At 55.6% G+C, this 21,068-nt stretch carries 15 protein-coding genes; 8 read left to right on the plus strand and 7 right to left on the minus strand.

Features of this window, described 5'->3' with window-relative positions:
• Positions 1-68 precede the first annotated feature (68 nt).
• The 6 genes from raiA (at position 69) to rplU (ending at position 6,028) form a co-directional block, all read left to right on the plus strand.
• Positions 69-407: a ribosome-associated translation inhibitor RaiA gene (gene raiA / locus LA756_RS19895; protein WP_224436479.1), complete on the plus strand. Its 339-nt coding sequence runs from the start codon at positions 69-71 to the stop codon at positions 405-407.
• 99 nt (positions 408-506) lie between these two features.
• Positions 507-983: a PTS sugar transporter subunit IIA gene (locus LA756_RS19900; RefSeq protein WP_224436480.1), complete on the plus strand. Its 477-nt coding sequence runs from the start codon at positions 507-509 to the stop codon at positions 981-983.
• A gap of 99 nt (positions 984-1,082) precedes the next feature.
• On the plus strand, positions 1,083-1,379 hold the full coding sequence (locus tag LA756_RS19905) for an HPr family phosphocarrier protein (RefSeq protein ID WP_224436481.1): 297 nt from the start codon (positions 1,083-1,085) through the stop codon (positions 1,377-1,379).
• Between the two features lie 52 nt (positions 1,380-1,431).
• Positions 1,432-3,168 (plus strand): phosphoenolpyruvate--protein phosphotransferase, encoded by a 1,737-nt coding sequence (gene ptsP / locus LA756_RS19910; protein WP_224436482.1) that lies wholly within the window; start codon positions 1,432-1,434, stop codon positions 3,166-3,168.
• A 626-nt stretch (positions 3,169-3,794) separates the two neighbouring features.
• Positions 3,795-5,492: an Rne/Rng family ribonuclease gene (locus LA756_RS19915; RefSeq protein ID WP_224436483.1), complete on the plus strand. Its 1,698-nt coding sequence runs from the start codon at positions 3,795-3,797 to the stop codon at positions 5,490-5,492.
• A 221-nt stretch (positions 5,493-5,713) separates the two neighbouring features.
• Complete coding sequence (gene rplU / locus LA756_RS19920) at positions 5,714-6,028, plus strand: 50S ribosomal protein L21 (protein ID WP_224436484.1); 315 nt, start codon at positions 5,714-5,716, stop codon at positions 6,026-6,028.
• A 424-nt stretch (positions 6,029-6,452) separates the two neighbouring features.
• Here the strand turns inward: rplU and LA756_RS19925 are convergent, their stop codons facing one another.
• The 3 genes from LA756_RS19925 to LA756_RS19935 all read right to left on the minus strand — a co-directional run bounded on the left by LA756_RS19925 (position 6,453) and on the right by LA756_RS19935 (position 11,413).
• Positions 6,453-6,836, minus strand: a complete 384-nt coding sequence (locus tag LA756_RS19925) for a diacylglycerol kinase (protein WP_224436485.1) — start codon at positions 6,834-6,836, stop codon at positions 6,453-6,455.
• Between the two features lie 26 nt (positions 6,837-6,862).
• Complete coding sequence (locus tag LA756_RS19930; RefSeq protein ID WP_224436486.1) at positions 6,863-9,856, minus strand: hypothetical protein; 2,994 nt, start codon at positions 9,854-9,856, stop codon at positions 6,863-6,865.
• 237 nt (positions 9,857-10,093) lie between these two features.
• Entirely contained in the window at positions 10,094-11,413 is a 1,320-nt protein-coding gene (locus tag LA756_RS19935; RefSeq protein WP_224436487.1) for a hypothetical protein, read from the minus strand.
• 108 nt (positions 11,414-11,521) lie between these two features.
• Here LA756_RS19935 and LA756_RS19940 point away from each other — a divergent pair, with 108 nt between their 5' ends.
• Positions 11,522-13,816: an RND family transporter gene (locus tag LA756_RS19940; protein ID WP_224436488.1), complete on the plus strand. Its 2,295-nt coding sequence runs from the start codon at positions 11,522-11,524 to the stop codon at positions 13,814-13,816.
• Positions 13,817-14,819: 1,003 nt separating this feature from the next.
• On the opposite strand, the gene LA756_RS19945 is transcribed toward LA756_RS19940, so the two are convergent.
• The 3 genes from LA756_RS19945 to LA756_RS19955 form a co-directional block, all read right to left on the minus strand.
• The gene (locus LA756_RS19945) at positions 14,820-15,641 is read right to left on the minus strand and encodes a carbohydrate ABC transporter permease (RefSeq protein WP_224436489.1); all 822 of its coding nucleotides are present in this window, start codon (positions 15,639-15,641) and stop codon (positions 14,820-14,822) included.
• A complete protein-coding gene (locus tag LA756_RS19950) occupies positions 15,638-17,014 on the minus strand; it encodes an extracellular solute-binding protein (protein WP_224436490.1) in 1,377 nt (458 codons plus the stop codon). The genes LA756_RS19945 and LA756_RS19950 overlap by 4 nt, the downstream gene beginning before the upstream one ends.
• Before the next feature lie 319 nt (positions 17,015-17,333).
• Positions 17,334-18,341 carry a carbohydrate ABC transporter permease gene (locus LA756_RS19955; RefSeq protein WP_224436491.1) on the minus strand — a complete coding sequence of 336 codons (1,008 nt, stop codon included), beginning with the start codon at positions 18,339-18,341 and terminating at the stop codon, positions 17,334-17,336.
• A gap of 285 nt (positions 18,342-18,626) precedes the next feature.
• Between LA756_RS19955 and LA756_RS19960 the strand changes: the two genes are divergently transcribed.
• Positions 18,627-20,858: a penicillin acylase family protein gene (locus tag LA756_RS19960; RefSeq protein ID WP_224436492.1), complete on the plus strand. Its 2,232-nt coding sequence runs from the start codon at positions 18,627-18,629 to the stop codon at positions 20,856-20,858.
• On the opposite strand, the gene LA756_RS19965 is transcribed toward LA756_RS19960, so the two are convergent.
• A complete protein-coding gene (locus tag LA756_RS19965; RefSeq protein WP_224436493.1) occupies positions 20,809-21,021 on the minus strand; it encodes a hypothetical protein in 213 nt (70 codons plus the stop codon). The genes LA756_RS19960 and LA756_RS19965 overlap by 50 nt on opposite strands.
• Positions 21,022-21,068: the final 47 nt, after the last annotated feature.

Below are 21,068 nucleotides of genomic sequence, written 5' to 3' on the forward strand. Positions count from 1 at the left end.
CGGATTCCAACCGATTTCCCGAGCTTTAGCCCCACTTAGTCGGATTGTCCCGTCAGGAGATTTCAGACGTGCAAGTCAATATTTCAACGCGCCATGGTCATTTGAGTCCCGCTTCGCAGGAAACGATTACTGAGAAGGTCTCGAAGTTAAATCGTTTGTTCGAGCGAATCACGGCAGTCGAAGTGACCATCGACCTGGAGCATAGCGATAAGCCGGAAGTCGAACTGCGCGTGACCGCGGAGAAGACCGAAGATTTCGTGGCAACGGACAAAGCGGAAAGCCTTCTTGCTGCTCTGGATAGCACGATCCATAAGATGGAACAGCAACTGCGGAAGCACAAAGAGAAGCTGAAGGCGCACCGCGGCAAAGGACAGCCGTCGGATGCTGAAACGAACTTCGAGGGATAAGATATCGACCACGCTGGCGAAACCACGCTGGACATCTGGCACCGAGTCTCTGCGACGACTTGTTACCGGCCCGGTCCATCACGAAAAGGAACCTAGCTAATGAAGTTTGCCGATTTTATCAGTGTGAAGGCAATCAAGCCGGAATTGGAGTCGAAGGATAAGGAAGCCGTTATCCGCGAATTGGCTGCCAGTCTCGTGGCCTCGGGCGATGTCATGGAAGATAGCGCCGAAAGTATCATCAAGGCCATTTTGAAGCGTGAAGAACTCGGTAGCACCGGCATCGGTCGTGGCATCGCCGTTCCTCACACGAAGCACCCCAGCGTCGAAAAGCTGGTCGGTACCGTTGGTGTCAGCACCGAAGGCGTCGACTTCAACAGTCTCGACGGTGAGTCGGTCCATCTGTTCTTCCTATTGGTTTCCCCGCCAGATCGTCCCGGCGATCACCTGCGAGCTCTGGAGAACATCTCCCGTCAATTGCGTGACGACATGTTCTGCAAGTTCCTGAAGCAGTCGAAGTCGGTGGAAGATATCAAGACGTTGCTGGACGAAGCGGATAACAACCAATTCGGTAGCTAAGCGTCGAAGTAATCCTTTGGCGGAAATGTCGAGCGGGTTCGAGCAGGGGTAATCGAGCCCGATTTCATTTGACATTCCATCACACGGGGCATCGGTTGGATGGGCGAGGAATCCATCATACGTAAAGTTGTCGTGCCAAATCGGCAGGGCCTGCATGCGCGTCCGGCGGATATGTTCGTCAAAGTGGCGCTGCAGTATCAGTCCCAAGTCGAAATCACACGCGACGGTCTGAAAGTTAGCGGCAAAAGCATCCTTGATGTGATGACGCTCGCCGCAGAGCAAGGTACCGAACTGACGATCATCGTCACTGGTCCCGATGCTGAAAAAGCAGCCGATGCCTTGGTCGAAGTTGTCAAACGCTTCGTGGAAGAGGATGATGAAGAGAACGAGTCGTAGTGCTTTTCTAAAGTGCCTCGTTCTTTCTAAGAGTTACAGCGAGTCAAACTGAATGCGTGTTCTTCAAGGGATTGCCGTCTCTGCCGGCGTGGCCATCGCAAAAGCCATGGTGGTCGACGACCAGCAACCTCGAGTAACACGCCGCTTTATCTCTCGCGCCAACGTCGACTCCGAGTTGCAGCGACTGTCGGATGCCATGGATATGGTTGCCGATCAGATCCAAGTCAGCCAGGACGAAGTTGCCACGGAACTAGGCGATCAATACGGCGCGATCTTCTCTGCGCACTTGCAGATGGTTCGTGACGAGAAGCTCAACGAGTCGCTTGTCGATTCCATTCGGTACCGACATTACACGGCAGAATATGCTGTTTCGCAGTCGTTCGCTCGATACATTCAGTTCTTTGAGCGTGTGCCGAACCCATTTTTGCGGGAACGTGCCGGCGATTTCCGAGACATTGAACAGCGCCTGTTGAACGTTTTGTTTGGGGCTGATGCCAAGCGAAAGTTAGCAGCCAAGCAGCCTTCGATTGTGATTGCTCATGATCTGACGCCCAGCGAGATGGCGAACCTCGATCGGGTCAATATCCGTGGAATTGTGACCGAAGTTGGCGGACCAGGCAGCCACTCTGCGATCGTAGCCGAGGCGCTCGAGCTTCCGGCGGTCGTCGGCATTGGTTCGCACTTGCGCGAGATTCAAACCGATACCACGCTTATCATCGACGGGCACCAAGGCCGCGTCATTGTTCAGCCGGACGACGAGACGGTTGCTCGATACAAGAAAGAAGTCGAGCAGCAAAAGCAGGCCAAGATTCGGCTCCGAGGTCTCAAGGATTTGCCGGCAGTTACTGTCGACGACGAAACCATTACTCTGATGGCCAACATCGAGTTTCCGCACGAAGCCGATGCGTGTATCGAGCGTGGTGCCAGCGGTGTTGGGCTTTATCGAACCGAGTTTCTTTATCTCGGCCAAGATAGCGAGCCGACGGAAGAGGACCATTATCAGGTCTACTCCAAAGTCATCCGCGACATGCAAGGCAGTCCCATCGTCATCCGCACATTGGACCTAGGTGCAGATAAGATCTTTGGCGACGATCATCCTCCGGAACAAAACCCATTTCTGGGGCTGCGAAGCATTCGTCTTTCGCTACGAAATACCGATCAATTTCGTCGGCAATTACGGGCCATTCTTCGAGCGAGCGTGCTCGGCGATGTCTCGGTTATGTTTCCATTGGTCAGCACGCTTCACGAGCTGCGACAGGCCAAAATGTTGCTGTCGGATCTGATGGAAGATCTGGAAGAACAGTCGATTGCTTTCAACCGCGACCTCAAAGTCGGCATTATGGTTGAAGTCCCATCCAGCGTGGTAATGTTGGATCGATTCGCTCAGGAAATCGATTTCATCAGTATTGGAACCAACGATTTGGTCCAGTATACATTAGCGGTGGACCGCAATAATCCTGACGTGGCCGCCCTTTATAATAGCTGTGATCCGGCCGTGCTGAGACTCATTCAGATGGCAGTAGACTCAGCGATTAAGGCAGGCATCGACGTCACGTTATGCGGCCAGATGGGGGGGAATCCCGTCTATACCATGTTGCTAATTGGCATGGGTTTGCGTAGCTTGAGTGTTACGCCGAGCGCGATTCCGGAAATCAAACAAATTTGCCGCACCGTCTCTGCCGAAAAATGCCGGGAGTTGGCGGTACGCGTACGAGACATGGACAACGCCTGGGAAATTAAACGGTTGCTGCGAGAGCACTTACGGCAATTGTTTCCTGACGAGTCCTAATGCCGCAGGGACGAAGTGCCTCAAGCGGCTTGCATTGCGAAGGTTCTGTTAAGTAGGGCCGAATAGACAAATCACAGAAAATACTTGTCCGGTGAGTCGAAACTTGCCGGATCCCTTGACACAGGTTCAAGACACGAACGCTTTTATCGAAACGAAAGGCAACCGTGCCGTTGACGGGGACTTTTAAAAAGCCTGTCAGCTTCACGATTCGATTCCACGAGACCAGCAACCAACGGATACGTCCCGATTTCGATGCTGAATTCCAGCCCAGAAGCGGACGCGTCGTTAACCGCCAACTGCCAGAATTAGATGCCGCCTTTTGATAGGTGGACGATAGCGAAAGCTCTCCGGCAAATATGCGGAAGAATGACAGCGAGATCCCTTCTCCTGCGACTGTCCAAACAAAGCTTGTTGGCCCCGAATCGTTGCCCCACCAAGGAACACACTGTTGGATAACCCGACAAGCCGCGTGAAAACCTCGAGGTCGCCTTCCAGCTGCCAAAAGTAGATGATCCGGACCGGGCTCGGCAGCTCCGCTTCGGAGTATCGAGAAAACCGCAGTCGACACCCATTCATTCGAAAAAGCTTTCGCGGTCATGGACCCCATGCACCAAAGCGAGCTTTTCATGAAAAAAGAGATGCTGATCAACGTATCGCAGCCGGAAGAATGCCGGATTGCGATCGTGGAAGATGGAATTCTGGAAGAGTTCTATCTTGAACGGACCAGCCAAGAGAACTTTGTCGGCAATATCTACAAGGGTGTTGTCGTCAATCTAGAGCCAAGCATTCAAGCTGCCTTTGTCGATTTCGGCGTTGGCAAAAATGGCTTTCTGCACATCAGCGACGTCGAGCCGCAATACTTCCGCCAAGGGGGCTACGATCCAGCGGCCCAATACGATCGCCCAGAGGATCTCGCCGCTTCTCGATTTGGAAGTGATTTCGGCGATGATGACGAAGACGGTGATGAGGGCGACGATGAGGGCCCATCCAGTGGTGGCACCAAAACGCAGCAGCGTCGCGGACGCCGCCAGCGTCCTGGGGCACGTCCACGCGTAAAGCCACCGATTCAAGAGATCTTCAAGCGAGGCGATGAAGTCCTCGTGCAAGTCATCAAAGAAGGAATCGGCAACAAGGGACCAACGCTGTCGACCTATATCAGCATTCCCGGACGTTACTTGGTGCTGATGCCAGCCCTCGGACGCGTTGGCGTTTCGCGAAAGATCGACGACGACCAGGTTCGCCGCCGTCTGCGTGGCACGCTCTTGGATCTTGATCCGCCGAAGGGGCTTGGGTTCATCGTTCGTACTGCAGGGCAGGACCGGACCAAGAAGGACCTGTCGCGTGACATGGCATATCTGCTGCGGTTGTGGCGACTGATTGTTCGCCGAATTCGCAAGTCGACGGGACCGTGCGAAATTTACGAAGAGAGCGACATGATCATCCGCACCATTCGCGATATTTTCGCGGCGGATGTCGACGCCATCTATATCGATCGCCAGGAACAGTACGAAGCTGCCAAGGAGTTTCTGCAGCTAGTTATGCCGCGATTTGTTGATCGCCTGCATCAGCATGATGCCAAGGAAGCTTTGTTCCGCAAATACAACTTGGACGAAGAGATCGCCAAGATTCACCAGCGAGAAGTTCCTCTCTCGCGAGGTGGTTCGATTGTGATCGACCAAACCGAAGCGTTGGTCGCCATCGACGTGAATAGCGGTAACTTCCGCTACGATGGAAGCTCGGAAGAAGCTGCCTACCAGTTGAACTTGCTGGCGGCCAAGGAAATCGCTCGCCAACTGCGACTGCGTGACTTGGGGGGCGTGATTGTCAACGACTTCATCGACATGCGTCGCGAAAAGCACCGCTCGAACGTGGAGCGGGCACTGAAGGACGCTGTGAAGCGAGATCGTGCTCGTACCAAGATTTTGCGAACGAGCCCGTTTGGTTTGATCGAGATGACTCGCCAGCGAGTTCGCCCAAGTCTCAAGCGGAGCATCTTCCGCGATTGTCCTTGCTGTAACGGCCGTGGCGTCGTGAAGTCTTCGGAAAGCATGGCGATCGAGGTCACTCGCGTTCTGATCGCAGCTGCTCAGCAGCCTAAAGCGGCCCAGATTAACTGCCGCGTGAACGAGGAAGTCGCTGCCTATCTGAACAACAAGAAACGCCGCGAGATCGCCCTGATCGAGGACGACAATCGCGTGGTGGTTCACATCATCGGCAGCGAGTCTGTTTTTCCAGAACATGTCGAAGTGGAATGCAAGGATGCCGAAGGCCGCCGCGTCTACATGGCCGATCCTCACGATACGTCTCGCAATGGTCGGCGTTAAGTCGTTTGCAGGCAACAGGTTATTTGATCGTGTCTCAGCGGCACTTGCTTCGTTGAGGCCCGTCGATCGGGATGCCCGCGGTTTTGGTCTCGTTCCCAAATTTTCGGGGCACGCGCCCTCGACAATTCGACGAGTGCCCTGTAAATTGTGTGGTTTCCCCTGAAGTCATTTGGCCCTGCTGGGGCTATTCAGAAATATAGAACTCGATTGGATTCAATCGGATGTACGCGATCATTCAAGAAGACGGTAAGCAAATCAAAGTCGAACAAGGTCAAGAGCTGCGGATGGACTTCCGCTTTGAGGCTTCGGCCGGCGATGCCCTGACGTTCGAGAACGTTCTGCTCGTTTCCGGCGAAGACGGCGTCAAAGTTGGCAAGCCGACCGTCGAAGGTGCTTCGGTCAAAGCGGAAGTTCTGGGTGTCGTCCAGGGCGAAAAGCTGACGATCCAGAAGTTCCGTCGTCGTAAAAACAGCAAGCGAAAGACGGGTCACCGTCAGGTCTACACGAAGGTGAAGATCAGCGAAATTGTCGCCTAGTAAAAGAGCTAGACTGCACAAACTAGAAAGCCGTAAGTGTTTTGCTTGCGGCTTTCTTTATGCGCCTTTTGAGCAGGCGAATGGCGATTCGAAATGGTTTATGCAGCCAGGGTTAAGAATTGTCAAAAAAAGACTAGGCAAGCTCAAGCGATATCGATAAGTTGTTCCCCATGCGAGAGGGAATACCCTCTAAGCCTGAAGTCGGAAACGCGAGGGAATGAGATTTCCGGTAGGTCACCGGCGGACCGATTCGCATTCAGGTCAAACGCATGACGAGCGAGCCCTAACAGGATGTTACCCCAGTCAGGCACCTATTTGGGATGGATTCGGCTTAGCAAATATCTTTAGCTTGACTGCTACTTGGACAGTCCCCTGCAGTAATCACCCTACCGCAGGGGACTGTTTTTTGCGCCTAGTGTCTCGGCTACGCTCCATTCCACCACAGCCAAAACGGTTGCCAGTAAAGCAGCACGCCAACGACGACAGCAAACATGCTTGAAGTCAGCACCGCTGCGCTACCGACATCGAGGGCTATCCGTATATTCTCGTCCGGATTTTTGTCGATCGCTCTGCCAAGGCTTTCCAGCGACGTGTTGATGAGTTCCGCGACCAGTACGAAGCCGATTGTCATTAGCAGCATTGCCCAGCGTGTGAGTTCAAATTGCAGAAAGCCTGCTAGCGCCAAAGCAAGTAGTGCCGCGGGAATGTGAACGACGAAGCTTCCTTCCGTTCGGATCGCCCAAAATAGGCCAGAGAAGGCTAAGCGGAATTTGCGAATCCAGCCTTGGGGAGTCATTGCGTTTTTCATACCGACGGTCCCCTGCCCTGCTTGCGCTACTCGAGGCCGTAAGCCCCCAGCGGTGGAAGCGATTCGCCGTTGATCTTGCTGTACTGACCAGAGGCGAAGAATCTCGGCTCAAAGAAAATTCCGACACCAATATTTTCACGACTTGCGTCCACGTTGAAGTTGAACGTAAACAGGCTCGACTCGCCGATTCTTGTGAGGAAAATGTTTTGGCCGAGGTTTCCAATTTCCTTCACGTCGTATGCGGTTCCCAATCCGCCGAACCACTTTTCGCTCAAGCGGTATTGCAGCGAAGCCACGATCAATTGGCTTTCAAATGGATGGACGGCATGCGTATAGCTGACGTACAGATTTCCGATCTGCGTGCGATTGATATAGCTGCCAACGGTGAGCGTTTGTAGTCCATCATCAAATAAGTCCCAATATCCGTTTGAGAACACACTGAAGCGACTTCCGATCTTCCAGTCGAATTCATAGTTCAAAAGGCCAACCGTTTCGCCGAAGTTATCCCGATCGGCATCTGGGAAAACGGTCCCTCCGACGTCGAAAGTGATCCAGTCGATGATCTTTTCGTTACCAGGGCCACCTCGCTTGGTTTGCCAGGTTTGGCGCAGCTCGAGGTGTGCCGCCGAGACATCATCGGCGATTTCTGGAATGGGCGATGTGACCATGCCTTGCTGGTTGGTGCGAAAAGCGTAGTAGCGAGGATCGACCGCCGCAGGTACAGGAGTTCCCGCAGGCAGGCCATACGTGGTGAACTTGAATCGTCGCTGAAAAGCTTCTTGCGAGTCGTCATTGATCTTGTTGTAAATGCCGACACGCGAAATGTCTTGGCTGGAATCGGCGTAGTACAAATCGCCATAGAGCGTGATCTTGTGGGCCACTCCGTTGACGTTGAATAGTTGACTTTGAATGTTGCGATTCACGCTCCACGCCATAATGCTGCCGCGAACACCCCCTTGGGCATACCCACGCAGCATGTCGTTTCCGTTGATGTCTTGTCCTTGATAGGTAACATCGCCCAGAGCGTACGGCGTCACCTTCGAGCCGAAGAGCTCCATCGGAAGGTCGATTTCATGACGCGTCGAGCCGACAATGCCTTCAATATCCACTTCATACGGCAGTGGATCATACGTCGCGGCGTCGGCCGGATCTTCCGGAGCGGTCGACGGTCGCAATCGGGCGTAACCCACCGTCGAGTGCGAGAAGTACGTCAGCCGATCAAACAGCAGTGGTTGACCCAACATGTAATGGTCGAGCTTTGGAATCCACTCGGTCTGCATGAAGAAGTCGTTGATGCGAGTCGCTCCATGAATATTGAAGCTTTGATTATCAACAAGCTTCTTCAACTCGAATGATGTATCGAAGTCTTTCTGGGTGTCCCAGTCCTTTTCGTAGTACGACTCAAGGAAGTTACGGTCTGAGATGAGACCCAGCTCGCCGGTAAACTGAAAATCGCCAATCGTCATTTGACGATGCCGGCCCCAAACGCGACCACGAAGATCAGTTTCCGGAGTCAGCATCCGGCGATCCGCTCCGAGGTTGTCGGTACCGGTGTCGTAAATCCCCCAGGCATCGAGAAAGCCTGTGGCCGGATTATTGACGAATGGAAAGTACGTGTTGTTAAAGTTGAACCGCGTTCCGACACCCATACCTCGTTCTGAGAGGTAGTCGAGATCGGTGACCCACTCGGTCCCTTCCCATGGATCGTCGATGCCGAAGATCTCGTAATTGTCGAATTCGGTTAAGACCTGAAAGCCAAAAACATCGTCGTTCTTGAAGCTGATCTTATTCAAGTAAAACACCGGGTCGTTGATGTCTGCCGAAAGGACCGGCCAATAGAACACCGGGTAGCCACCGAAATAAAGCGTGTTATTTCGTGACGTCGCCAAGCGTTCGTGACTGATCTTAGGCTGCCCAGTAACGGGGTCGATCTGCGATTCGCCTGTTACCGGATTGATCACTGTCGACTGCTTGTCGACGTATTCAATCTGATTCGATTGGAACCAATAGCGTGGCACGCCCATGCGGCTGGTCGTCAGTGCCGCACCAAATGCCTGGTAACGATCGCGGTTCACACGCTGAAGAACGTCCGCTTTCAATCGGACAAGGCCTTGGTATTCCGGGACCGGCGTCAACAATTCGGCGTTCAATATCGTGCCGTATTCGTCTTGGACGTTGTAATACATCCGCTCGGCGTAGACGACTTGTTCTCCTTGCTGGAAGACAACGTTTCCTTCCAGGTACAGTTCGTAGGCACCATCGTCGGTGGCTCCTTCCGGGGAAGTCAGTCCGTCGATGCCATTTTTCGACCAAATGATGGCCCGATCCGCCAGCAAGCTGACGGTATCCAGTTGTCCCACGCCCTCGACGATAACATTCATACCGCCATCGAATCGGGTAATCGTCTCGCCGGTATTGGGATCGACTTGCGAATCGAGGTGATAGCCTGTCGAGTACCGCTGCAGCAATCGGATACGAACTTGCGGTTGAGCGATCGAAATCGACGGGGGCATCGGTTCGCCGGTTTCAAATTGAATTTGCTTGATCGGCGCGGCGTTCGGTTCTTTGGGAGCGAAGTCTTCGTCTGATGGTTGAGCATTCCTTCCACGATGATAAATCGCGGGGGCAACGGCCGGAGGCGACTTGGTCGGGTCGACCGGCAAGTTTATGCGGGAGGTCGTAAAGAGTTGGCCGAGCCAGGACGAATCTTCGACTTTTACGTTGCCTGATTCCGCGTCGCGATAAGAAACGTTGACTTCGTTCTCGAGATATACGGTTACTTTGTGGGGAACGAGGCGGAACGGCTGTGCGTACTCGATCCAAAGAACCGCGTCGCGACCTCTGGCAATAGTGTTGTCTTGAACGATCTCGCAGTCACCACGAAGAATCCAAACTTCCTTCTCGCCATCTTGCCAGTGGCGTACGTCGTCGGCACGGACATAGATCGGCCGCGTGACATCTGACTGAGGAAGGTGAATTTCTGCGGACGAAGTTGCCGATAGAAGAAATGACAGGATCAACGCAGCGCACATCGAGAGCGCACGCGTGAAGCACGCGGAACCGCACTGAACTCTATGCCAGCGCGTCGTCGGACTTTTCCTGTGAGGGGGAAACAGGGTCCTGGCTTCCTTGCCGGTTGACTCTGAATTAGTTCAAATTCTCGGGCGTCTGCGAGGTAATCCTTGACGGTCCGAGAGTTTATGGCGGGGCGGATTATAGGGATGCCGCCAGAGCAGAGCAAGCCAGCTTCGGCCTGATTAACGACGCTTCGCTCGATTCCAGATCATCTGCAGGCCAGCACATGCTAGCACGGCCAGAATGGGAACCAGCGGCGAACGCATTCGCATGTTGCTCCAAAAGAACAAATGCACTGCCGTAAAGCTCAATAGCAAGCTGATAGCAGCGATCCAGCCAGGCTTTGCGAGCCGCTTACCCAGAGCAAACAGCCCGGCAATCACCAGGGCAAATTGCACGATATACCATGCTCCGATAGCGTATCGGAACAGCGACCGCTTAGTACTTTCGTCCGTGGAAAGTGCATGCGGTAGCGGTCGCCAGAACATGGAAAACCGAACCAAGCAGCTGTAAGCCGCCATCGCCGGTTGGTCCTGCATCGTCTCAATCGCCTCCGAATATGCCGCACGATCTCGGGCCAATTCGCTAGCAGAGGTCCCCTCGTAAGGATGACGTCGGGCAAAGCGAGCATGAAACTCGGTGTTGTCCCAGACGGGAGTGCTGCCACTTTTCAGGTATTCGTAATAGGAAGAGTTGTTTCCCCACAGCAGAGTGTGCCCTCCGTGGGTTGTTCCCAGCACCGGAGCGTTGAAGACCAGGATGTTGCGCACCACCCATGGTGCCAGCAAAAATGCCAGCATCAAGCCATAGGCCAAAATCGAAGAGGCCCGCAGCTTCCAATCGCGTGCACAGAACCAGACCGCCAGCGGTAGGAGTGCGGCCCAGACTAAAAACGTAGGGCGGCAAAAAATGGCGAGCGCGACTGCACCGGCAATATTCACGCTGCGAATCGTCACATCTCGACTGGTCCCCTGCTCTGTTCCTTCTTCACGAGCTTCCGCCATTGACGAAACAGCCACCAACGTAAGCACCGCCAGGCAGGTTGCCAGCGTTTCGGTCATTACCAGCGTCGACTGGTTCAACAGAATCGGATCGATCGCAACGAGCAGCCCGGCCAGGCTTCGCCAGCTGCCAAGTCCCATCAATTTCGCCCAATAAAACGTCAGTCCGACGGTGATTACCCCCAACGCAACATGCAGAGCAAAAACTTCCTCGGGCAGGATGTTTCGCGAAATGCTGGTGATTGCCAAAAGAAGCGGATAAAGGGGCGGGCGAAATGCGGTTGGCTCGGCAGGATCTTCCAGTGTGAAGGAGTGAATCCGCACGATGTTGTCGGCCAGCAGGCGGTAGCTATCGGGATCTTGCGAGAAGTTTTCCCACTCCACGTACCCGATTCCCCCTCGCACGAGCATCGCCAAAAGCAGGACCAGGTACCATTGCCAGTCAAGCCAAACGCTCTCGCGCCGTGACGAAGTGGGAGAGGCATCGCTCGTGGACTGCATCGCGTTGACCGATCAGAAGAAGCCGACTCGTACGACAAGGGGGACTTCGTAGAATATAACAGATGCGATGCCCGGCTGACGACGGTAGGCCTCCCACAAGGAAACGCGGTGAATAAGTTGTTTGAAAGATGGATCGCCCTTCGCTGGCCTTTGCTGGCGATCGGAATTGCGCTGACGGTTGGGGCTATTTTCCTCGGGCAAGGGCTCGCGTTCGATCGCTCGATCGAAAACATGTTCGCCGCCGAAGATCCCCTGATCGAGTCGCACGAGCGGTTCAATCGAATCTTCGGCGGTAACGAAGTCGTGATGGGCGTCTATCTCGACGACGAACTCTTCGCTCCCCAAGGTGCCGGACTCACTCGCGTTCGCGAAGTTCGGAAACAAATCGAAGAACTGCCTGGCGTCCGCGAGGTGCTTACTCTTGATCGTGACATCACGCGAGACTTCGTGCTCGATCCCAAGTCGGGCGCTGGGAAACAGCTGAAGCAAATGTTTGCCGGCTACACGCACAATACCGATGGCAACATCGTCGCATTACCAATTCAGCTGACTCCGAAAAGTGAAGCGACCGTCAGTCGGGTCGAATTGATCGCACAGCTTCGGGCAATCTTCGACGAGCTTCCTGGCGGAATGATCACCGGCGAACCGGTCATGGTGGTCGATGGCTTCCGTTATGTCGAAGAGGATGGCCAGCGGTTGGGCTGGGCCACTTCATTGCTGTTGGCTTGTGTCATTCTGCTCGTTTTTCGCAGCATCCGCTGGGTGATCATTGCGATCGTTGTCGTTCAGGTCACCCTTCGGTGGACGCATGCGACGCTGGCGTTAAGTGGCCTTCAGCTAAGCATGGTCAGCTCGATGCTGACAGCGATTGTCACCGTGATCGGGGTGGCGACCGTCGTGCATTACATCTTGCGATTTCGGCAATATCGCGACGAAGGGCAGGCACCCAACGAGGCACTCGCTTCCGCGTCGCAGTACCTTCTCGCCCCGGTCTTCTGGGCATGTGCGACCGATGCCGTTGGGTTCTCGGCACTGCTAATCACCAACGTCGGTCCGGTGCATGACTTCGGCGTGATGATGGCGGTCGGTGCAATGCTGGTGCTTCCGGCCGTGTTGGTATTCCTGCCTGGCTTAGTGCTGCTTGGCAGTCCCGTGGGTGTCGATCCGGCGAAACCGTGGGGCGATGCCAAGCTTAGTTCTGCTCTTTCGCGAACGGTCGACGCCATCGTCCGGCGCCCGGTGCTGCTGATGGTTCTAATTCTGGCCGCGTTTGCCATTTCCCTTTGGGGGGGCTCGCGACTGGAGGTCGAAAGCGACTTCACCAAAAACTTCCGCGAGTCGACTCCCGTCGTTCAAGCCTACTCATTTGTCGAGGACGAACTGGGGGCCGCCGGCGTCTGGGACGTCGCCATTCCCGCCCCGCAGCAGCTGACTTGGGAATACATTCAGGAAGTTCAGCAGCTGGAAGAGCGTCTTCGTGACGAGGTCCCGGAGCTGACCAAAGTGCTCAGCATGGCCGACGTGATGGCGGCGATGATGAAGGAAGTTGAAGCGAACAGCTTCTTTCCACTGCCGAAGTACACCCTGATTCGGATGGGGATGACGAAGTTAAAGGACGAGCTTCCGAAAACGCTCGACTCGCTTTACTCCGAGGACGACCAGCGGCCGGGCGAATATTGGTTTCGGATCATGCTCCTTTCCAAAGAGCGTCAGGATGCCGCGACGAAGCAGCGGACGATTGAAGCGGTTCGCCGCGTCATGGCCGACTACCATGCTCAGCGAATGGCCGCCGAAAAGCCGAAGGAAGAGCTAGACCCCGTGTTTGTCGTTCACGAGGACGAGCCGATTGTCAGCGGGTTCTTTGTGCTGCTGACTCATCTGATCGACAGTCTGATTCGCGATCAGTGGCGGTCGTTTGCACTAGCGATCGTGGGTATCGGCATCACCATGTCACTTGCGTTTCGCAGCGTGAAGTTCGCGCTGCTGGCTCTCATTCCGAATGTCCTGCCGATCTTGATGGTGACGGGGGCGTTCGGGCTGCTGGGGTATCGAATCAACATGGGAGCGGCGATGATCGCAGCCGTATCGATGGGGCTGGGGGTCGACGCTTCGATTCACTACATCTACGGTTTTCAGCGAAGCCTGGCCAGCGGTCGGTCGCCGAGCGAAGCCCTGGTGGATGTGCAACAGAGCGTAGGCAAGGCCGTCATCTTCGCCACGTTCGCGCTCATCGCCGGCTTCAGCGTGCTGTGCGTCAGCGACTTCGTGCCGACCATCTACTTCGGGGTTTTGGTTGGGCTAACCATGTTAGGGGCGTTGGCAGGAAACCTGATCATCTTGCCGCTGCTGATCAAGCTGTTTGTGATTGGCCGAACCACCCCCGCCGCCCAGGCGGAAAGCTAACGGTGGAGGCGACTGGTTTTCAAGGATCGACGCGATCGAAAAGAACTCGCCGGCTATTAAACAATAAAACGTGTACAAGTCGCAAGGAAAAGTTCTTCACGTTTCAAAACACTCGGTAATATTAGGCCCGGTCGGCGTTTCGCCGGGCCGCTCTGTTTTGGCCCTGCGTCTGCCTACCCTAAAAACGGACGCAAAGTTCGTGTGTTTCTCGGCCATGGTTGCCGCACATGTCATGCGGAATTCGCGCAGAAGTGATTAACGCTTGTGCAATAAACGTTTATAATAGGGGGGCTCGCGAAGGGGACGGCCTGGGCAGCCTTCCTGGCTTGGTTAATCTGCTTATCTTGTCGTGTCGGCTGGCCCCCTCTGAGGGGTTGTCTGTTCGTGGTCGCTTCTGCGCGGAAGTCGTGCCGGGGTTCCTTGCCAAGGGACGGGGGTCTCTGGTAGAATGCGACGTTTCCACCCAAATAGATTTCCCCGCCTGGGGATTTTCAATATCGACAGACAGTGTAATTAGCTGCGGAAACGCAACGGAGAGATTTGTGGGAACGAAAAAATCAGGTAAAGGTCGACGCAAAATTGGACGCAAGAAACGACGTATGCGTGCAAAGATCCGTCACCGCAAGAAATAATTGCGGCGAGTCGCTCGCGTAGCGATTCCCTTTATTCTACCCACCTATGTACGAGGCCGTCGCCTATCTGTTGCAGGCGACGGCTCTCTCTGCGCGCCTCTTGTTGGGTCTCTTCCCGTTCAATTTCGTCCTGTCGTTGGGGCGTGTTTGACGATTCAGGACATGCCGACGCGGACGACGGCATGGCACCCATGATTGGTGCCTCGTGATGGGGGCAAGAAGAATCCTTGGTTTGCCGCATGAAGACATGCCCACGCGGACGTGAGCATGACACCCAAGGTTCTTTTTCTTGCGTTTGATTGGTACCGGTTTTTAGGCCGGAATCGGGTCGCCGACAGGAAGCCATTGTAAGAACGTTGGCTTGGTATGGCTTAGTCTTTCAGACCGGTGGTGGCGATGCCTTTCAGGAAGGTCTTTTGGGCGAAGAAGAACAGCACCACGATCGGCAGCGTGAATAACGTGGCCGCGGCCAGCAGCAAATGGGTTTGGTCGGCGTAGCTGCTGACGAACTGTTCCAAGCCGTACGCCAGGGGGAACTTCTCTTTGTCGCTCAAAAACAGGAGCGGGCCGCTGAAGTCATTCCACGCGGCGACGAACTGAAACAAGCCGACGGTCGCCAATGCCGGCACCGACATCGGCAAGATGACGCGCCAATAAATGCCCCACTCGGAAAGACCATCAATCCGCGCCGCTTCGCTAATCTCTTCCGGAATGGTGCGGAAGAACTGCCGCAGCAGGAAAATCGAAAACGCATCTCCCAGAAATGTCGGCACAATCAACGCGCCTAGCGTGTTGTACAGCCCCACTTCCCGCAGCAGCAGAAAACGTGGGATCATCGTCACATGCCACGGCAGCAGCATCGTGCCGATCAGCACGGCGAACAGCTTGTCACGGCCCCACCATTTCAGCTTTGCGAACGCGTAGGCCGCCATCGAGCAGGAAAGGAGCGTACCCGCGACCGATCCGCCGCACAGCACCAACGTGTTGGAGAGGTACTGCCAGAACGGCATCGACTGGATCGCAGTGACGTAGTTTTCCCAGTGCCAAGCCTCGGGGATCAACTGATTCGGGTTGGCTTGGATTTCCGTCGGCGACTTCAGCGAGCCGGATAACATCACCAGCAGCGGCAAGCTGTAGATCGTCACGAAAAAGATCAGCAGCACGTAAATCGACGACTTTTGATACCATTTCATGGCTCGGTCCTCGCGCGATCGATATGCGACTGAATTCTCGCTTCGGCCTGCTTGAGCATCTGCGAAAGATCAGGCTCCGAAGAACTCGACATAGCCGATTCGGCGAGGTTTTTGACCTCGTTGTTGAAGTAAGGAGCCCCAGGAATGACGGGAACCGGGTATTGGTTTTCGCTGCCGGCTAATTGGATGAACGTGCGGAACAGAGGCTCTTCGTTCAGGAATGTTTGGAATGTCGGCTGATCGACGACGTGCTGCGAAACGGGGATCCAGCCGCCGGCGACACACGTCTGCGCGGCGTCTGCTTCCTGGCCATCGAAGCCGCACCAGAACTTGATGAACTGCCAGGCTCCTGGCGATGACTTGGCTCCGCGCGGGATGACAAAGTTGTTGCCGTTCACCCAGCCAGCGTTCGACTTGCCTCCGGGAGGTGGCGGCAGGGGAATGGCATTGAACTGCGTGACCGCTTCTCCCTTTTCTTGTTGCGACTTTTGAAACGCACGGATGTCGCGCACGCGCCATTGGCCATCCATCACCACGGCATACCGCCCTGCGAAGAGCGGAAACGTTTTGCCAGGCAGCGACTGATCGCCATGGCGGAAGCGAGCGATTTCGGAAGGACCATATCGATTGCGATAGCTGACCATCCATGCCAACGCCGATTCGATTTCGGGCGAAGTCAGCGTCACGTTGCCATCGGCCGCATCGTAAAACTGCCCACCGAAGACAGGGCCCCAAGCCCAGATTCGCCGCGAGTCAGGCAGGTAGCCATGCCGCTGATAGGCTTCGGATTGATCGGGCGGAGCAATCGTTTCAGCGATGTGGTCTAAATCGGCGGTCGTTTGCGGAGGCGATAGACCATACTCGGCGAGCATCGTTTCGTTGACGTAGAGGGCCCGGATATCGAGCCCGTTCGGTACGCCGTACAGACGATCTTCGTAGGTGACCAGCCGGCGTGCGGCCGGAAAAAGCCAGGCCTTCAGCCGCTCGACTTCCTCGGCGGGGGCAACTTCGTCCAGAGCCAGGATGGCTCCGCGATGGCCCCAATCGGCAATCACCGGGTCGTCGATGTTCAGCAAATCAGGCGGATCGCCGCCGGTGACGCTGAGGAAGAATTTTAAATCCAAGTTGTTGCCAGGCATCGCAATGGGGCGAACGAAGTAGTCGGTTTGCGACGCGTTAAATCGCTGTGCGACGTCTTCGACAATGGCCCGATCGGCTCCGCCCCAGAAGTGCCAGAAGACCACCTCTTCGCGGTCCTGGGGCTTTGGCGACTGGGAAGCGGTGAGGTATGGCCGCGAGACGAGCAGGCCAATCGCGACCAACCCAATCGCCACGACAGTCAACCAACCGCGAAATGAAAAAGCCTGGGGCATCAGCCCTGTCCTTTATGGGTTGGTGTTGGTGCGATGGTGAGATCGGAAAGACTAGCCACAGAGGGCACAGAGATCACCGAGGGGGGCGCCGGTGGAATGACTGCGCTAATGGGTAGCCCAGGTTGCTTGCAACCTGGGGAGGCGAAGCCGAACGGAGGTTTTCGTGAGCGGCCAGCGTTTCCTGAAGACCTCGATTCGCTTCGCTCCCCAGTTTGCAAGCAAACCGGGCTACCCAAGCGTTGGTGGTTCATCCTTGGTGTTCTCTCTGAAGCGATTTGTCTTCGGTCGGAAACGTCGAGCAGCATGGCAGCGCCTGGCATCAGCGGACTCCTTCGTAGACCCAGCGGCGGGATGTGCGGAAGAGGAACCATGTGGCGATGCCCAGCAGGGTAAACAGCAGCCACGCCACTGCCGAGGCGTACCCCATGTTCAGATGCTGAAACGCGCTGAGGAACAAGTGGAGGCTGATCACCAGCGTGGAATCGGCGGGGGCTCCGCGGCCTTCGCTGACGATATAAATTTGGGTGAACGCTTGGACCGATTGGATCAGTCCCATTACTAGATTGAAGAAGATGATCGGCGTGAGCAGCGGCAGCGTGACATGGGTGAACCGGCGAATGGGCCCTGCGCCGTCGATCCGAGCCGCCTCGTAAAGCGACTTCGGGATGTCGCCGATCGCGGCCAGGTAAATCACCATGAAGTTGCCCATGCCCCAGAGGCTCATCAGGATGAGGGCATCCTTCGAGCCGATCGGCGCGGAATTATTCTGCCATGCTGCAGGCGAGAAGGAGTGCGTTGAGACCAACTCTTCCGGCGAGGCAAACCATTGCGGCTGCCAGAGGCCGAGCGAACCGAGGACCGAATTCACGAGCCCATCGGCCGGATTCAAGAGCCACATCCACAGAATGCTTGCCGCGACCACTGGAATGACCGACGGCAGGTAAAAGAGGGTGCGGAAGATCGATTGCCCGCGGATGTCGCAGGAAAGAAGCGTTGCCAGGCCGACCCCCAAAACGATCGACAAGGGCACCGAAAGAAACGCGTAGTATCCGGTGTTCCACAGGGCATGGGCAATTCCGGTTCCGGTAGCGAACTCGGTGGCGAGCTGTTCGTAGTTTTCTGTCCCCACGAAGCGAGGGGGATTGATCAAGTCGTACCGGCAGAAACTCCAGTAAAGCGATACGACAAACGGATAGACGAACAAAGCCAAGAGTCCCACCAACCAGGGGCTGGCGAAGCTAATCGCGGTAAGCCACGAACGCGTATGACGACGTGATATCCGTGCTGCCGTATCGGCGCTATCAGAGCTGTGGGGGCGATCTTGCAAAGCGTTTTTGAGTGGACAGTTGAGTAATCGAAAAACGGCGGAACAGGGACGTTCCCCCTGGCAGTATCAGATCGATTATGCCGATCATACCTCATGGCATTCGCCCTACGATGCCACAATTACCGCCAAACGGCAACCGACGGGGGGATTGGTGGTGTCGGCTGTGCTGGACTGGCCCAATGGGGGCCGGGACGGGGCTTACATGCTACGATGACAATAGACCCGAAGGGGTTTCATGAAGTTGCTGCAATGATTGGCCAGACCTGCTGAGAGGAATCGGATCGAATGGAATTTCCCCGGTTAAGCAGAGATATTTCGATCGAACGGGACGAAGCTGGTGTGCCGCATGTTTCGGCGAAAACACTAGACGATGCCTTGTACGGCTTGGGGTATATGCATGCCACCGATCGACTGACGCAAATTCTTTTTGCCAGGGCGATTGCTTCGGGGCAAGCGGCCGAGTCGATTGCGGCTCGAGACGAACTGCTCGAGACCGACCGATTCTTTCGCCGCGTCGGACTGCACCGCAATCAGCCGAAAGAGCGGGACTATTGGCCGGAAGAAACGCAGAAGCAAGTTCAGCATTATTGCAGCGGCGTGAACGACGGCATGAAGGCGATCGGCCATACGCTGCCGATGTGGGCGATTGGCTTTGAAGCGGTGCCGTGGGACCCCGTGTCGGTGCTGTACATCGGCAACCTGCTTAGCTTCGGCGGTTTGGCGGTTAGCCAGCTGGAGAACGAGCGGATCGTGATCGAACTGATTCAAGCGGGCGGCGACGAAGACGCTTTGCGAGAGCTCTTTCCCGGTCGCTTGGAGCACGTCGACTTCGACTTAGTGCGGAAAGTCCACCACGTGCGGCGGATGTCGGACGAGGCGTTGGAAGTGTTGATGGATCTGCCGCGGCTGGCCGGCAGCAACGCTTGGGTCGTTGGGCCTTCGAAAACGAAAAGCGGCAGCCCGATCTTATGTTCCGATCCCCATCTGGAAACCAACCGTTTGCCGGCCATTTGGTACGAAGCGGTCCTGAAGTGGAACGGCGACTACGCGATGGGGGCGACTTTGCCAGGCTGTCCGCTGTTCGCTGTCGGCCGCACCAAAAGGGTCAGCTGGGGTGTCACCTACATGAAAGGGGACACGACCGATTTCTTCATTGAGGAAGTTCGCAAGTCGGACGAGGGGACCTGGCAGTATCGCCGCGAAGATGATTGGGTCGACTATACCATTCGCGACGAAGCGATCGGCTGCAAAGGAAAGCCGCCGGAAACGATGCGCGTTTTCGAGAATCCACAAGGCGTGCTCGAGGTCGATCCCGAACAGTTCGGCGACGGCTATTACTTCTCGCTGGCGTGGACGGGGACGTTTCCGCATTCCGGAATGGCGATTGCCTCGTGGCTCGATATGTTGAAAGCGGAAAGCACCGCCGAAGCACTTGACGTGGCCAAGCAGTGCCCGCAGCCGACGTTGTGCTGGGTGGTCGGCGACGAGTATGGCAACATCGGATTGCAGGGCAACGGCCGCTTTCCTCGGCGGCGGCACGATGCATCGGGGCTTGGTCCTGTGGCAGCGTGGGACGCGCGAAACCATTGGCAAGGAACGATCGCTGTCGATCACCTTCCGCGGATTTATAACCCGGAATGTGGCTTCATCGCGACCGCCAACGAAGACATCAACGAGCCAGACAAGCCGAAGTTTGTCAGTCAGACGCTGCCCGACTATCGCAAGCGGCGAATCGTCGAGCGGTTGCAGACGATGGACGAAGTGACGCTCGAACAGATGCAAGAACTGCAGTACGACTTGCTGAGCATCCAAGCGCGAGAGATCTTGCCGATCTTGCTGCCGTATGCTCCGGATGATTTGAAAGTGATGCTCCAAGGGTGGGACTTTCGCTACGCACCTGAGAGCACCGCGGCGGTGGCATTTCAGCGGTTTTATCGCAATACGCTGCTGGAGATCTTCGGTCACGAACGAGGCATGGGACCGCGACGGACGTTGTACTTGGTCTCGCGGGCCGGGTTTTCAAGCATGATCATCGCGGCGTGCGACGAGATCTTAAAGAAAGAGAAGTCGCTCTGGTGGCAGACTCGCGACAAAGGAGAGATGATCCGCACCGCTGGCGAAAAGGTATTGCTGGAACCGGAAACGACGTGGGGGCAGTTCAACAACTTCCACTTCACCGATCGTTTCTTCGGCGGTAGCCAGGTCGGTCGATTGCTGGGATTCGACAGCCCGAAATATCCAATGCCTGGCTGCCATGCGACTATCTTTCAGGGGCATGTACTTCAGACGGCAACGCGCGAATCGACATTCGCACCAAGTTACCACTTCATTACCGACTTAAGCCAGGACGAAGCGTGGACCAACTTGCCCGGCGGGCCAAGTGAAAGCCGGTTCTCGTGGTATTACAAAAGCGATGTACCACTGTGGCTGGAAGGGGAATACAAGCGGATCGCGCCGAAGGTCGAGCCTACAGGGACCACCCTGCCAGAAGAATTACCACAAATACCACCCCCATAAAGCCGACAATCCAGATGGCCGTGTCCCAGGCATGCTTCAAGATGGCAGGCCACAATTCGTGACGTGTTGCTCCGTAAACCAAACTTACCACCACGATCAGTGGGAAGGCGTACAGCAACATGCGAGCGCCGGGGAACATGGCCAGCAGGGCGAGATCGAACATCGGGACTTCTCTTTCGCGTGAGGTAATCGTTGACGGTGGGTGCGATC

The organism is Bremerella sp. TYQ1, assembly GCF_020150455.1.
GTDB classification, from domain to species: Bacteria; Planctomycetota; Planctomycetia; order Pirellulales; family Pirellulaceae; genus Bremerella; species Bremerella volcania_A.

Excerpts from the sequence above, each read along its gene's own strand:
- LA756_RS19935 (WP_224436487.1), bottom strand. The coding sequence starts at position 11,413 with ATGCAGTCCACGAGCGATGCCTCTCCCACTTCGTCACGGCGCGAGAGC.
- rplU (WP_224436484.1), top strand. The coding sequence starts at position 5,714 with ATGTACGCGATCATTCAAGAAGACGGTAAGCAAATCAAAGTCGAACAA.
- LA756_RS19950 (WP_224436490.1), bottom strand. The coding sequence starts at position 17,014 with ATGCCCCAGGCTTTTTCATTTCGCGGTTGGTTGACTGTCGTGGCGATT.
- ptsP (WP_224436482.1), top strand. The coding sequence starts at position 1,432 with ATGCGTGTTCTTCAAGGGATTGCCGTCTCTGCCGGCGTGGCCATCGCA.
- LA756_RS19925 (WP_224436485.1), bottom strand. The coding sequence starts at position 6,836 with ATGAAAAACGCAATGACTCCCCAAGGCTGGATTCGCAAATTCCGCTTA.
- LA756_RS19960 (WP_224436492.1), top strand. The coding sequence starts at position 18,627 with ATGGAATTTCCCCGGTTAAGCAGAGATATTTCGATCGAACGGGACGAA.
- LA756_RS19915 (WP_224436483.1), top strand. The coding sequence starts at position 3,795 with ATGAAAAAAGAGATGCTGATCAACGTATCGCAGCCGGAAGAATGCCGG.
- LA756_RS19945 (WP_224436489.1), bottom strand. The coding sequence starts at position 15,641 with ATGAAATGGTATCAAAAGTCGTCGATTTACGTGCTGCTGATCTTTTTC.
- LA756_RS19900 (WP_224436480.1), top strand. The coding sequence starts at position 507 with ATGAAGTTTGCCGATTTTATCAGTGTGAAGGCAATCAAGCCGGAATTG.
- LA756_RS19965 (WP_224436493.1), bottom strand. The coding sequence starts at position 21,021 with ATGTTCGATCTCGCCCTGCTGGCCATGTTCCCCGGCGCTCGCATGTTG.
- LA756_RS19905 (WP_224436481.1), top strand. The coding sequence starts at position 1,083 with ATGGGCGAGGAATCCATCATACGTAAAGTTGTCGTGCCAAATCGGCAG.